Annotated in this window: 14 protein-coding genes; 5 read left to right on the top strand and 9 right to left on the bottom strand. The window is 63.5% G+C overall.

What is annotated here, in order from left to right; genetic code table 11:
• Positions 1 to 85: 85 nt before the first annotated feature.
• From AAD018_RS09250 to AAD018_RS09225, 6 genes are all read right to left on the bottom strand, one after another.
• Entirely contained in the window at positions 86 to 1,573 is a 1,488-nt protein-coding gene (locus AAD018_RS09250) for a UDP-N-acetylmuramoyl-L-alanyl-D-glutamate--2,6-diaminopimelate ligase (RefSeq protein ID WP_367316361.1), read from the bottom strand.
• Between the two features lie 13 nt (positions 1,574 to 1,586).
• Positions 1,587 to 3,377, bottom strand: a complete 1,791-nt coding sequence (locus tag AAD018_RS09245) for a peptidoglycan D,D-transpeptidase FtsI family protein (protein WP_367316362.1) — start codon at positions 3,375 to 3,377, stop codon at positions 1,587 to 1,589.
• The gene (ftsL, locus tag AAD018_RS09240) at positions 3,374 to 3,721 is read right to left on the bottom strand and encodes a cell division protein FtsL (protein WP_367316363.1); all 348 of its coding nucleotides are present in this window, start codon (positions 3,719 to 3,721) and stop codon (positions 3,374 to 3,376) included. Before ftsL ends, AAD018_RS09245 begins: the two co-directional genes overlap by 4 nt.
• Positions 3,722 to 4,660, bottom strand: coding sequence for a 16S rRNA (cytosine(1402)-N(4))-methyltransferase RsmH (rsmH, locus tag AAD018_RS09235; protein ID WP_367316364.1), 939 nt, complete (start codon positions 4,658 to 4,660; stop codon positions 3,722 to 3,724).
• The gene (locus AAD018_RS09230; RefSeq protein ID WP_367316365.1) at positions 4,657 to 5,157 is read right to left on the bottom strand and encodes a division/cell wall cluster transcriptional repressor MraZ; all 501 of its coding nucleotides are present in this window, start codon (positions 5,155 to 5,157) and stop codon (positions 4,657 to 4,659) included. Before AAD018_RS09230 ends, rsmH begins: the two co-directional genes overlap by 4 nt.
• 627 nt (positions 5,158 to 5,784) lie before the next feature.
• Positions 5,785 to 6,849 carry an Mrp/NBP35 family ATP-binding protein gene (locus tag AAD018_RS09225; protein WP_367316366.1) on the bottom strand — a complete coding sequence of 355 codons (1,065 nt, stop codon included), beginning with the start codon at positions 6,847 to 6,849 and terminating at the stop codon, positions 5,785 to 5,787.
• A 269-nt stretch (positions 6,850 to 7,118) separates the two neighbouring features.
• On the opposite strand from AAD018_RS09225, the gene AAD018_RS09220 reads away from it, so the two are divergent.
• Together AAD018_RS09220 and AAD018_RS09215 are read left to right on the top strand one after the other, a co-directional pair.
• Entirely contained in the window at positions 7,119 to 7,340 is a 222-nt protein-coding gene (locus tag AAD018_RS09220) for a DUF1127 domain-containing protein (protein ID WP_367316367.1), read from the top strand.
• 183 nt (positions 7,341 to 7,523) lie between these two features.
• Complete coding sequence (locus AAD018_RS09215; RefSeq protein ID WP_367316368.1) at positions 7,524 to 8,003, top strand: GNAT family N-acetyltransferase; 480 nt, start codon at positions 7,524 to 7,526, stop codon at positions 8,001 to 8,003.
• Here the strand turns inward: AAD018_RS09215 and AAD018_RS09210 are convergent.
• Positions 8,000 to 8,452: an Lrp/AsnC family transcriptional regulator gene (locus AAD018_RS09210; protein WP_367316369.1), complete on the bottom strand. Its 453-nt coding sequence runs from the start codon at positions 8,450 to 8,452 to the stop codon at positions 8,000 to 8,002. The genes AAD018_RS09215 and AAD018_RS09210 overlap by 4 nt on opposite strands.
• A 73-nt stretch (positions 8,453 to 8,525) precedes the next feature.
• On the opposite strand from AAD018_RS09210, the gene AAD018_RS09205 reads away from it, so the two are divergent.
• Together AAD018_RS09205 and AAD018_RS09200 are read left to right on the top strand one after the other, a co-directional pair.
• The gene (locus AAD018_RS09205) at positions 8,526 to 9,122 is read left to right on the top strand and encodes a LysE family translocator (protein WP_367316370.1); all 597 of its coding nucleotides are present in this window, start codon (positions 8,526 to 8,528) and stop codon (positions 9,120 to 9,122) included.
• An 86-nt stretch (positions 9,123 to 9,208) separates the two neighbouring features.
• Positions 9,209 to 9,766, top strand: a complete 558-nt coding sequence (locus AAD018_RS09200) for a L,D-transpeptidase (RefSeq protein WP_367316371.1) — start codon at positions 9,209 to 9,211, stop codon at positions 9,764 to 9,766.
• 21 nt (positions 9,767 to 9,787) lie between these two features.
• Here AAD018_RS09200 and AAD018_RS09195 read toward each other — a convergent pair whose 3' ends face one another.
• Positions 9,788 to 12,196: an ATP-dependent helicase gene (locus AAD018_RS09195; RefSeq protein ID WP_367316372.1), complete on the bottom strand. Its 2,409-nt coding sequence runs from the start codon at positions 12,194 to 12,196 to the stop codon at positions 9,788 to 9,790.
• Positions 12,197 to 12,344: 148 nt separating this feature from the next.
• Between AAD018_RS09195 and AAD018_RS09190 the strand changes: the two genes are divergently transcribed.
• Positions 12,345 to 12,881 (top strand): sugar O-acetyltransferase, encoded by a 537-nt coding sequence (locus AAD018_RS09190; protein ID WP_367316373.1) that lies wholly within the window; start codon positions 12,345 to 12,347, stop codon positions 12,879 to 12,881.
• Here the strand turns inward: AAD018_RS09190 and AAD018_RS09185 are convergent.
• Positions 12,870 to 13,391: a P-loop NTPase family protein gene (locus AAD018_RS09185; protein ID WP_367316374.1), complete on the bottom strand. Its 522-nt coding sequence runs from the start codon at positions 13,389 to 13,391 to the stop codon at positions 12,870 to 12,872. The two genes, AAD018_RS09190 and AAD018_RS09185, sit on opposite strands and share 12 nt — an antisense overlap.
• Positions 13,392 to 13,397 lie beyond the last annotated feature (6 nt).

Here is a 13,397-nt window from a genome sequence, read left to right as displayed (position 1 = left end):
CACCAGAATTTTCTAGAAAATTCTGCAAAGGAAGATCGTTCTAGAACGATCTTGAACCAAAAATCTTCTAGAAGATTTTTTCCCCTCATCCGGCCCGCGCTCCGTCCAGAGCGGCCACCGCGATACTGGCTTGCTCGGCATCATCAAAGGGCAGAACCGTATCGCCGATTGTCTGGCCGGTCTCGTGACCCTTGCCGCAAATCAGCAGCGCATCGCCCGGCCCCAGCGCATCGACACCGCGCAGGATCGCCTCGGCCCGGTCGCCGACCTCGACCGCGTCCGGTCCGGCTCCGCCCAGAACCGCCGCCCGGATCGCCGCCGGATCCTCGCTGCGCGGATTGTCATCGGTGACGATCACCTGATCGGCATAATCCGCGGCCGCCTGCCCCATCAAAGGCCGCTTGCCCGCATCCCGGTCACCACCGGCCCCTACGATGCAGATGATCCGCCCCATGATATGCGGCCGAAGCGCCTGCAGTGCCGTAGAAACAGCGTCAGGTGTGTGGGAATAATCGACAAAGACCGACGCGCCATTCGCACGTGCGGCCACAAGCTCCATCCGGCCGCGAACCGTTCCAAGATTCTCAAGAGCGGCAAAAACCTCCTCGGGCGGCTCTCCTGCAGCAATGACAAGCCCTGCCGCCACCAGCGCGTTCTCCGCCTGAAACCCGCCAATCAGGGCCAGCCGTACCTGCTGGCTCTGGCCTTGCCAGGCGAACCGCAGATCCTGACCTGCTGGATCGAACCGCAAGGCTTCGATCTTCAGATCCGCCTCTTTCCGGCGACCAATGCCCAGGATCGGATGACCCGTCTCCCGCGCGATCTCGACCATCTGAGCGCCGCGCCCGTCATCAAGGTGAATGACAGCCGTCGCGCCCTCCCCCAGAACACGGCCAAAAAGCCCCGCCTTGGCCTCGAAATAGGCCTCGAACGTCTCGTGATAATCCAAGTGATCCTGGCTGAAGTTCGTGAACCCCGCCGCGGCCAGTCGCACGCCGTCGAGCCGGTACTGCGCCAGCCCATGCGATGAGGCCTCCATCGCCCCATGGGTGACCCCGGCCTCGGCGGCCTCAGTCAAAGCGCGGTGAAGCGTGATTGGCTCGGGCGTCGTATGGCCCAAGGGCGCGCTCCAGCCTCCTTCGATCCCCGTCGTGCCCAGATTGACCGCCTTATACCCCAGCGTCTCCCAGATCTGACGGGTGAAAGTGGCAACGCTGGTCTTGCCATTGGTGCCGGTGACCGCAACCATCGTCTCCGGTTGGGCCCCGTAAAACAAAGCCGCCGCATAGGCCAAAGCCTGACGCGGCTCCTCGGCCACCACAAGCGCTGCGTCCGATGCAGCCAGCTCGCCTGCGGCAATCTCGGCTCCGGCGGCGTCCGTCAGAATGGCACTCGCCCCCATGCGAAGCGCATATTGGATGAACTCGCCGCCATGAACCCGGCTGCCCGGCAAAGCCGCGAACAAGGCGCCTTCGGTCACGTCGCGACTGTCCACGATCAGGGAGGTCACCTCGGGATTACGCCCTCCCTTGGCGGTCAGCCCCAACTCGCTCAAACGTGCCTGCCGGGCCATGACCCCTCCCTGTTCAGTTCGACGTGAGTGTTACACCTTCGAGGGCGGCAGGTTCAATCTCCGGTCTGAGCCCCATAAGCGGGGCCGTCCGGCGGATGATCTCCGCTGCGACAGGCACGGCGGTCCAGCCTGCGGTGCGGCGCGGCTCGTCGTCCGAAGTCTCGACTGGCTCATCCAGCGTCACCACGAGGACGTATTTTGGATCGTCCGCTGGAAAAACACTGGCGAAGGTCGCGATCACCTTGTCATCGTAATACCCGCCCCCGCGCGGACGCGGCTTGTCCGCCGTCCCGGTTTTGCCGCCGACCCGGTAGCCTTCCACGTCGCCAAAACTCGCCGTTCCCCGCGCCACCACGGCCCTCAACATGTCGCGGGCAGCGGCCGACGTTTCGGGCCGCACCACCTGTTCTCCGACCTGCGGCGCCGCGCGCTTGATCAAGGTCGGCCGCACCCGCGTGCCGCCATTCAAAAGCGACGCATAGCCCGCCGCCAGATGCACCGGAGAGCTCGAGATCCCGTGCCCATAACTCACTGTCATCGTTGAGATGTCCGACCAGTTGCGCGGCAGCAGCGGACGCCCCGATGCAGCCTCCACCATCTCCAGCGGCGTCGCCTCGAAAAAGCCGAGCGAGCGCAGGAAGTCCTGCTGGCGCGCGCCGCCGATCTCCATCGCCATCCGGGCGGTCCCGATGTTCGAGCTTTTCACCATGACATCGGTCACGCTCAGGAACGGCCCGTAATTCTTGTTGCGGAACTCGCGGATCCGGTGCCGGCCCCAGGTCAACGGTCCCTTGGTGTCGATCAGCGTATCGGCATTGCCGAGACCCAGCTCGATCGTCTGGGCCGCCGTGAAGATCTTAAACACCGATCCCAGCTCGTAGACGCCTTGCACCGCCCGATTGAAAAGCGGGCTGTCGGAGGCATCGCCTTCGGTCAGCACACGCGGGCGGCTGTTCGGATCGAAATCGGGAAGGCTCGCCAGCGCGATGATCTCTCCGGTCGAGACATCCATCAGAACCGCCGCTGCCCCCTTGGCGTTCATGATCGTCATCCCGCCATGCAGCACCCGCTCGACGGTCGCCTGCACTGTTAGATCGAGCGACAATTGCAGCGGAGCATCGTCACGCGCCGGATCGCGCAGATCCGCGTCGAACTGCTTTTCGACCCCGGCCACCCCGATCACTTCGGCAGAGGCCACGCCTTCTCGTCCGAAAGACGCACCGCCCAGAACGTGGGCGGCAATCGGACCGTTGGGATAAAGCCGCATCTCACGCGGACCGAACAGCAGCCCGGGATCGCCGATCTCGTGGACAGCCTGCATTTGCTCGGGGCTAATTTTCTTCTTGATCCAGAGGAACTTACGCTTGCCGGTGAAATTCTCGACAAGCTCGTCTTCCTTCAGATCGGGAAAGATGGATGCAAGGCCCCTCGCGGCGGCGACAGGATCAACCATCTGCGGCGGCTGCGCATAAAGGGCGTGCGTCTCCAGATTGGTGGCCAGAACCCGCCCGTTGCGGTCTACAATATCGGCGCGCTGCGCCATGATCGCGCTGCCCGCAGCGCTGGCCCGCGGCTCGGACGGATCGGTCGCGGCGAGCGCGCCCATCCGCATCCCGACGACGAAGAAGGCGCCGACAAACATCGAGCCCAGTACAAGAAGCCGGCCCTCGGCGCGCATCCGCTCCCGGTCGCGCATCGCCTCATGGCGCAAGCGCTTATTCTCCCGCTCGATCACGTCGGGATTCTCGCCCTTCTCCCGCGCGCGCAGGATTCGGGCCAAAGGACGAAGCGGCGTGCGGATCATGGCCGGTCCTCCCCTGCGCTGGAGGTCTCGACCGTCTCGAGGATCGGCCCCAGATCGGGCTGCGGATAAGCCACTTGCTCCAGACGGCCAAAGGTCTCGGGCGTCAGCGGCAACAGACCCAGCCGCTCGTAATTCAGCTCCACCAGATCGCGCAGACGGTCGGGCCGGTTCAGATAGGCCCATTCGGCATTAAGAACCGTCAGCCGCGCATGGGCCGCGCCGATCTGGTCATGCAGATCGCGCACCTCCCGCAGGCTTTGCTGCGTTGCGTAGTTTTCCCGGTAGGCCCAGAAGGCCAGCCCCACGATGGCCAGCGCGGACAGCATAAACAAAAACGATCGCATCTAAAATATCCCCTCCAGCTGAGGCATTCCCAAGGCGCGCCGATCGGTCGGCGCCGCCTCGGCTTCCGTTCGCCGCGCCACGCGCAACTTGGCCGACCGCGCACGCGGGTTGGCCGCAATCTCATCCGCATCGGCTGCGATGGCCCGGCGCGTCAGGATCTCGAAACCCGCAGGCGGCGCCTTGCGCTCGGGCGCATAGCGGTTTGCGTTTCCACCGCCGCCCGACCGGGCCTGCAAAAACCGCTTCACCATCCGGTCCTCGATCGAATGAAAGGTGACAACAGCAAGCTTCCCGCCCGGCACCAACGCCCGCTCGGCCGCTTCCAGACCGTCCGCCAGCTGTCCATATTCATTGTTCACCGCGATCCGCAGCGCCTGAAACGTCCGCGTTGCCGGATGGCTCTGCCCCGGCTTGGCGCGCGGCAGGCAACTCTCGACGACCTGTGCCAGCTCCAGCGTGGTCTCAAGCGGGCGCGCGGCCACAATCGCCCGCGCGATCCTGCGCGAGGCGCGCTCCTCGCCATATTGATACAGCACATCCGCCAGAACGCCTTCCTCAGCGCCGTTCACCAAATCCGCCGCCGACGGGCCGTCCTGGCTCATCCGCATATCCAAAGGCCCGTCCTTCATAAAGGAAAACCCCCGTTCCGCCCGGTCCAGCTGCATCGAGCTGACGCCCAGGTCCAGAACCACCCCGTCCACCGGGCCTTCCATCTGCGAGAAGGTCGTCTGCCGCGTCTCGACCCGTCCGTCGATCCAGTCCGCCGCCATCTCGAAAGCCAGAGGATCGCGATCTATCGCAATGACCCGCTCCGCGCCCGCCTCCAGCAAACCCTTGGTATAACCGCCCGCCCCGAAGGTGCCATCGATCCAGGTGCCCCGAACCGGAGCAACGGCCTCCAAAAGGGGGCCGAGCAGGACCGGAACATGCGCGCTCACGACCCGCCCTGCAGCAGCGAAAGCGGATCAAAGCTCTCCTCCTGCCGCTCGAGGAAGTCGCGGGCAAAGACGCCCTCCTTGGCCTCGAAGGTCTCGGCTGGCCAGATCTCGAAATGATCGCCCATCCCGATAAAGACCGTATCGCCCGACAGGCTGTACTTATCGCGCTGTTCCTTGGGGATGACGACTCGCCCGTCCTTGTCGACTTCCGCATCAAGCGATTGGCCCAGCACCAGCCGCGACAAAAGCCGCCGCTGCTCGGATCCACGCGGCATGGCAAGGATCTCGTCCTCGATCTCGCGAAAGGCCTCGACGGTATAGGCATGCATGCAGTCCGTCAGGTGATCGCCATAAAGCAGAACCACCGAGGCCTGACCGTTGATTTCGGGATAATCGGGGTCCCCGGTTTCGAGGACACGGCGAAACCGGGCCGGAACTGACATCCGCCCTTTCGCATCAACCTTTTGGTTGAATTCGCCTCTGAACCTCAGTGCCACTGTCCCGCGGCCCCTTCGACCCCCAAAGTGTTGTCCTCAAAAATGAAAACGGCGGTCGAGCTGCTGCCACTGCTCGATCCGCCGCCCTCGTCCCGTTTCCGGGAATGTCCGACTGCGCGCGCCACCTGGGGGGATGTCTGCTCGCTCGCGCGCCGGATCTCATCGTTCACGAAGTCGGGTTGCCTGTATGAAACCAGTTTGTGCCTCGGTGGGGTCTTGAGCGCCCCTTGATCCGTCGTTCGTGTAAGAACTGTATGCGCCGGGATTTCATGGGAAACAAGGGAATTTATGGGAAAGCCGGGCAACCGAACATATCCGGCAACATCACGCGACATAGATATCGCAGATGTAGTCATACTTGGGACAAGCATCGCAACATGTTGCTATTTCTGATGGACTCGAAGTGCTATAAATATAACAGGCAAGACATTTCTTTCAGAGGGATACCGACATTTCCGGTAATATCACCCTTTCAAGCAGCTATGTCCCATCGAATCCCAGTTGGCGATCCTCATTGAAAAGCCATCCCATCATTTCCCAGCGGCAGCGACCTGCGCGCCACAGCTCTCTTCATCTTGTCAAAAATATGCAGCCCGCCGGTCGCCCGGAGAGCCGGCGCCGGATCCGTCAGGCCATCCCGCCCGCAACCAGCCCCCGCGCCAGCGCCGCATAGGCGTCTGCCAGCGGACCCTCCCCGAGGGCCACGGGGACTCCGTCATCCCCGGCAATCCGCACATCCAGATGTAAGGGAAGCTCTCCCAGAAACGGAACGCCGAGCCTCTCAGCCTCTGCACGCACGCCGCCATGCCCGAAAAGATGCGCCTCATGTCCGCATTCGGGACATATATAAAGAGACATGTTCTCGATCAGACCCAGAACCGGCGTCTTGAGCGTGGCGAACATATCGATCGCTTTGCGCGCATCCAGAAGCGCCACGTCCTGCGGCGTCGACACGACCAGCGCCCCTGTCAGCTCCGTCTTCTGGCACAGCGTCAGCTGCACATCGCCTGTTCCGGGCGGCAGATCCACGATCAGCACATCCAGCTCGCCCCAGGCCACCTGCCCCAGCATCTGCTGAAGCGCTCCCATCAGCATCGGCCCGCGCCAAACCACCGCCTTGGCCGGATCAACCATCAGCCCGATCGACATGACCGTGACCCCATGGGCATGCAGCGGCTCAATGATCTTCCCATCCGGAGAGGCAGGCCGCCCCGACACCCCCATCATCCGCGGCAGCGATGGCCCGTAGATATCCGCATCCAGCAACCCGACCCGGCGTCCCTGCTTGGCCAAAGCCACGGCAAGGTTGGTCGATACAGTCGACTTGCCTACCCCGCCTTTGCCGCTGCCCACCGCCAGGATTCGGTCGACCCCCACAGGCTTCAAGGGCCCGGCCTGCGGTTTCGGATGCCCCCCGACCTTCAGGGATGGCGCTTTCGGAGCGCCCCCATGCGCCGTCAGTACAGCAGAGACCGAACCGACGCCGGGCACCTCTTCAACAATCTGCACCGCCGCCGCCCGCACAGGCTCCATCCGCGCTGCCTGTCCTGCATCCGGCGCCTCGATCACGAACCGCACCGCGCCCTCTTCGACACTCAGCGCCCGAATCATATCGCGGCTCACCAGATCCCCGCCATCCGGCAATCCAACCCGGGCCAGAGCTCTCAGGACATCATCGCGCGAGACAGGCATCGGTCACTCCTTCATCATTCCTGCCTCTAAGTCGTGCGACGCGCCGGGATCCGCAACCACCTGCGCAGTCATTATACATCCAGCAGCCAAGATGCCCAAAACTAGGGCAGTAACACTTATGCATTTGCTGCATGGCAGCATTGTTGTCGCGGGGGATTGTGCGCCCGCAGCATATGCCTATCTTCATCGGTGTTAGCGCAATCCGGCGCGACAAAGACCCATGGGGTGCAAAAAGCCCCAAACGGGCATGAGCAGTTAGGAAACAAACCATGGCATACGCACAGATCACGCGCGGCGCCTCCGCAAGTCTTTTCGACCGCATCGCGGACGCACGCAAAACATACGCACAGCGCTGGGGGGCCTACCGCGCCTACCGCACGACATTCAACGAGCTCAACAAGCTCACCGACCGCGACCTGTCCGATCTGGGACTGCACCGGTCGATGATCCAAGGCGTCGCCTATGACGCGATCTACGGCGACAAAGCCTGAGGAACAGAATTCGGGGCCGCTCCTCCTCCTCCTCCCTGAGTGAGCTCCGATACGCCGACCCGGTCTCCTCCTCCCTGACCGGCGAGGCAAAAAGAAGAGCGGCGATACCTCCTCCCGGTATCGTCGCTTTTTCTTTGCCACCACCCTTTCAGATCAAAGCAGGCCCGGTATCCTCGGGCGGCAATGATAGTTAAAGAACCGCAGCCGGACGATATCCCCGACCTAGCTGCCTTGTGGCATGCGGGGTGGCACGAGGCCCATGCCTCCATCGTGCCTCAAGCGCTCGTGGCCGAGAGGGTTCTGTCCAGTTTTGCAGACAGGCTTTGCCCGGCCTTGGACCGCACCCGGATGGCTGTGATAGCAGACCGGCCTGCCGGGCTTTGCATCATCAAAGGGACAGAGATCGATCAGCTCTACGTCTCGCTGCAGGCCCGCGGCACCGGTATCGCTCAGGATCTTTTAAAAGACGGCGAAGAGAGGCTCCGCCGCGCCGGAGTTTCGACAGCTCGGCTCGCCTGTGCCCCGGGCAATGACCGCGCCGCACGCTTCTATCGCAAATGCGGCTGGCACCTTGCCGAACGCAGCCTTTCGTTGCTCGAGATCCCATCGGGCCGGTTCAAGCTTGATGTCGACTGGTTCGAAAAAGCCCTGACCGCCACCTAACCCCGCTCATCCTTCGGAGAGCCCATCACCATATAGCTCGTGATCGACCGCACATGGGGGACGGTCCCCAGCTTGTCGGTATGAAACGCTTTGTAGGACGGCAAATCCGCCGTCTCGACCCGCAGGAGATATTCGAACGCCCCCGCTATGTTGTGGCATTCGGACACTTCCTCGAACCGGTCCATCGCTCTTTCGAACCCTTCCTGCGCCTCTTTGGAGTGCTCCGACAGCCCCACGGCGACGTAGACAACATAGCCGCGCCCGACCCGGCCCGGATCAAGCTGCGCGCGATAGCCGGTGATGACGCCGCTCTTCTCAAGTGCCGCGACCCGGCGCAGGCAGGCCGAAGGCGACAGGCCAACCCGGTCGGCCAGATCTAGGTTACTGATCCGCCCATCGGCCTCAAGTACTCGCAATATCCTTGCGTTGATCTCATCCGTCACGCTCATGAATTGCAGCTTATCAGAAAAGTTCGAATTCTTTGCAATTTCATTTCCCTGATCCGGTGTCATGTTGCGCACCATGACCTTTGAAGCCCTCACTGCCCTCGCTCTCTTCGCCTTCGTCAGCTCGATCACGCCGGGCCCGAACAACCTGATGCTGATGGCCTCGGGGGCGAATTTCGGACTGCTCCGCACCATGCCGCATATGCTGGGCGTCGCCATCGGCTTCGTTCTGATGGTGGTCCTTGTCGGTGTCGGCGTCGTGCGCGTTTTCGAGATCTGGCCGCTCAGCCAGACCATCCTCAATGTCGCCTGTATCCTTTATCTGCTCTACCTCGCCTGGAAAATCGCGACCGCCGCGCCTGCCTCTCCCGATGCGCCCGAGACGACCGGAACACCCATGACCTTCCTGCAGGCCGCCGCCTTTCAGTGGGTCAATCCCAAGGCCTGGGCCATGGCCGTCAGCGCCACGACGGTCTACCTGCCTCGCGCCGATCTGACCGGCATCCTTCTGGTCGGCGTGATCTTCGGCGCGATCAACCTGCCATCGGTCGGCGTCTGGGCAGGCCTCGGGGTCGCGCTCCGAACGTTCCTGTCCTCCCCGACCCGTCTGAGGATCTTCAACTGGATCATGGCCATCCTCCTTGTCGGATCCCTCTGGCCGATTGTCGCGTGAGGTCACATCGCTGTGATCGCATGGTGCTTGATCGGGCCCCCGCGCGTTTCTAGCTGGAAAGACACCGATCAAAGGAACGAGCCCCAATGACACGTCCGACCCGCCGCGCAATTCTGACCGGTGCCGCAAGCCTTCTGGCCACCCCATCAATCCTCAGCGCCAATGCTGCTTTGGATGCGCCCCAACGCAACGCATCAAGCTTCGTCGGTCGGAACTGGCGCGATCATTTTGACACGTTGGGCGTGGCCACGATCCTCTGCGACGTGCAATCGCGCGCGGTGTTCTTCTGGAACGCCGACGGCACCGATCACCGCATCTACCCGACTTCGGTTCCCAAGACAGAGGATCTCACCCGCCGCGGCTATACCGAGATCGTGCGAAAAAAGGTCGGCCCCAGTTGGACGCCGACCGCCTCAATGCGCGCGCGTGACCCCAGCCTGCCCGCCTTCATGCCGCCGGGCCCGGGCAATCCGCTGGGCACCCATGCCATGTATCTGACCTGGCCTGCCTACCTGATCCACGGCACCCACGACACGCGCAAGATCGGGCGCCCGTCCTCCTCGGGATGTTTCGGACTTTATAACGACAAGATCGCCGAGCTCTTCGCGATCACGCCCATCGGCACGCAGGTCCACGTCTTCTAAAGCACATAGCGGCGTGCCGCCTCAGAACGGCACGTCGCCTTCGCTGCCCGCAGCGATGACAAAACGGGCGACAACTTTTTTCGATCCCGCCTTGTCGAACTCGATATCCAGCTTGTCGCCTTCGACGCCCATAACCTCGCCATAGCCGAACTTCTGATGAAAGACCCGGTCCCCTTCCCCGAAGGACGAGACCGCATCGAGATCGATCACCATGTTCCGGCTCTCTTTCGGCTGGCTCATCGGCCGCTCCGCGCTGCGCGACTGAAGTCGCCGCCAGCCGGGCGAGTTGTAGACATTCGCCTCAGCCGCCTTCGCATGCAGATCCGATCCAGCCATCGCGTTCAGCACCGGAGAGGCGGCTCCCGCCATCCCCATCGATGAGGCCATCCCCGCCGCGCCATAGCCGCCGCCGTAAAGGCCCGGAGGCGTCAGCACCTCCACATGATCCTCGGGCAGCTCATCGATGAAGCGGGACGGCAGCGCCGACTGCCACTGCCCGTAAACCCGCCGGTTCGCGGCAAAAGAGATCGTGCAAAGACGCTCCGCCCGCGTGATGCCGACATAAGCCAGCCGCCGCTCCTCCTCGAGGCCCTTCAGCCCGCTTTCATCCATCGAGCGCTGCGACGGAAACAGCCCGTCCTCCCAACCCGGCAGGAACACGGCGGGAAATTCCAGCCCCTTGGCGGCATGCAACGTCATGATCGACACCTTTTCTTCGGCGCCATCGGCCTCATTATCCATAATCAGCGAGACATGCTCGAGGAAGCCTTGCAGGTTCTCGAACCCTTCCAGCGCCTTCACAAGCTCCTTGAGGTTCTCCAGCCGCCCCGGCGCCTCGGGCGTCTTGTCGTTTTGCCAGTGGCCGGTATAGCCGCTTTCGTCGAGGATCATCTCCGCCAGCTCGACATGGGTATCCGCCTCGGATCGCACCTGCGCAGACCAGCGGTCGATCCCCTCGATCAGCTCGCGCAACGCCGCGAGCCCCTTGCCGCCGATCCCCTTCATCGCCACGACAAGCCGCGCGCCCTCGTGCAACGACACGCCATTGCTGCGCGCCGCGATTTGGATCTTCTGCACCGCCTTGTCGCCCAGCCCCCGCTTGGGCGTGTTCACGATGCGCTCGAAGGCCAGATCATCATCGGGCGACACGGCGAGCCGGAAATAGGCCATCGCATCGCGGATCTCCATCCGCTCATAGAACCTCGGACCCCCGATCACACGGTAGGGCAGCCCGATCGTCAGGAACCGATCTTCGAAGGCCCGCATCTGGTGCGACGCCCGGACGAGGATCGCCATCTGATCGAGCGAGATCGGATCCAGCCCCCGCGTACCGACCTGCATCGCCTCGATCTCGTCGCCGATCCAGCGCGCCTCTTCCTCTCCGTCCCAATGGCCAATGAGGCGCACCTTCTCGCCATCCTCGCCATCGGTAAAAAGCGTCTTGCCCAGCCGACCCTTGTTGGCCGCGATCACCCCCGAGGCAGCCCCCAGGATATGCCCGGTCGAGCGGTAGTTCTGCTCCAGCCGTACGACCACGGCGCCCGGGAAATCCTCCTCGAACCGCAGGATGTTACCGACCTCCGCACCGCGCCAGCCATAGATCGACTGGTCGTCATCGCCCACACAGCAGATATTCTTGTGCCCGCCCGCGAGCAGCCGCAGCCACAGATACTGCGCGACATTCGTGTCCTGATACTCGTCCACGAGGATATAGCGGAACCAACGCCGATACTGCTCCAGCACGTCCTCATGGGTCTGGAAGATCCCAATCACGTGCAAAAGCAGATCGCCAAAATCAACCGCATTGAGCGTCTTCAGCCGCGCCTGATACTCCGCATAGATCTCGACACCCTTGTGATCGTAGGCGCCATGCTCGGCCGTCGGGACCGTCTCAGGCGTCCAGGCCTTGTTCTTCCAACCATCGATGATCCCCGCCAGCATCCGCGCGGGCCAGCGCTTGTCGTCGATGTTATGCGCCGCCACCAGCTGCTTCAGAAGCCGCAGCTGATCGTCCGTATCCAGAATAGTGAAATTCGTCTTGAGCCCCGCCAGCTCCGCATGCCGCCGCAGCAGCTTGACGCAGATTGCATGGAACGTACCCAGCCACGGCATCCCCTCGACGGCCTCGCCCATCAGCCGCCCGACGCGGTTCTTCATCTCGCGCGCCGCCTTGTTGGTGAAGGTCACTGCGAGGATCTCGTTCGGCCGCGCCGTCCCGGTCGCCAGCAGATGCACGATCCGCGTGGTCAGCGCCTTGGTCTTACCGGTCCCGGCGCCCGCCAGCATCAGAACCGGACCCTCCAGCGCCTCCACCGCCTCGCGCTGCGCCGGGTTCAACCCGTCCATATAGGGCGCGCTCGCCGCCTGCATCGCCCGCCGGGACAGGGGAACCGCCGCCTCGAAGGCGTCATCTTCGTAAGAGTCGCTCATACGCTTTTCTACTCCATCTCGGAGGGTCAGGGAAGAGTATGTTCGCCAGATGTTCTACCAGAGCTAGAGCATCTCGTCGCATCCCGCCAGAAGTGACACTCGGCCCGCCACCTGCCAGTCTACCCCAATGACAACGGAACGCGAAAAGATGACCCGAGGCGAGTGGTACAGCTGCCTCGACCCCGAGCTTGAGGTCCTGCGCGCCGCCGCCCGCGAGGCCGTCTACATTCATAATACCGCCCCTCCGACGGATCGTCGCACAATCGCCCCCGCTCTGCGCGCCCTCTTCGCCCATGCCGCGCCGGATGCTATCGTCGAAGCGCCCTTCCACTGCTCCTATGGCTGCAACATCTCCCTGGCCGAGGGTGTCTATCTCAATGCGGGCTGCACGATCCTCGACAGCGCCCGGGTCGAGATCGGTGCAGGCTCCATGCTTGGCCCCCACGTCCAGATCTACTGCGCCGATCACCACCGCGATCCGGCCGAACGCGCAGAGGGTTTCGAGATCGCCCGCCCCGTCCGGATCGGCGCGCGCGTCTGGATCGGCGGCGGGGCCATCCTGCTGCCCGGCGTCACCATCGGCGCAGGCGCGATCGTCGGCGCGGGCAGCGTTGTCACCCGAGACGTCGCGCCCGGCACGACTGTCGCCGGATCGCCTGCAAAAACCATACCGTCACGCTCCTAAATCCGCCCAAGCGTCGACCGCCTCCTGCACCTCGCGCGCTGTCCGGCACCGCCAGACCGGCAGATCCCCCGCCTCGCCCAAAGCCGCCGTGATACCGGCGCGGAACCGCGCGCCCGCGCGCAGGCTCCTCATTGCAAACCGATATTGCCGGTGCGGCCAGTCCCGATTGCCCGCCGGAATCTCTGGCCGCGTCCGTCCCAGATGGCGCAACGGGCGCCAGGCCAGCCGCACACCCCTCAGCCAGTCCGGCGGATCGAGCCAGATCACAGCTTGCGCACGGGGCAAGGCCAGAGCCAACAGGCTCGGCCCGCCTTCGAGGATCCAGCGCGGCCGCGCGACGATCTCCGCCAGATCCGCCTCGATCTCCGCCCTGGGCCGTTGAGCCCACCCCGTCGTCAGCTTCACTGCATCGAAGGAGACGACAGGAACCTCCGGTCGCACCGCCCCCATCCAGCGCGCGACAAAGCTTTTGCCCGCCCCGTTCGCGCCTGTGACAATGTTCCGCTCCACTAAGGG

It is taken from the genome of Aestuariibius insulae (assembly GCF_040783535.2).
Classification (GTDB): Bacteria; Pseudomonadota; Alphaproteobacteria; order Rhodobacterales; family Rhodobacteraceae; genus Aestuariibius; species Aestuariibius insulae.
This window is presented reverse-complemented; position numbering and strand designations above follow the sequence as displayed.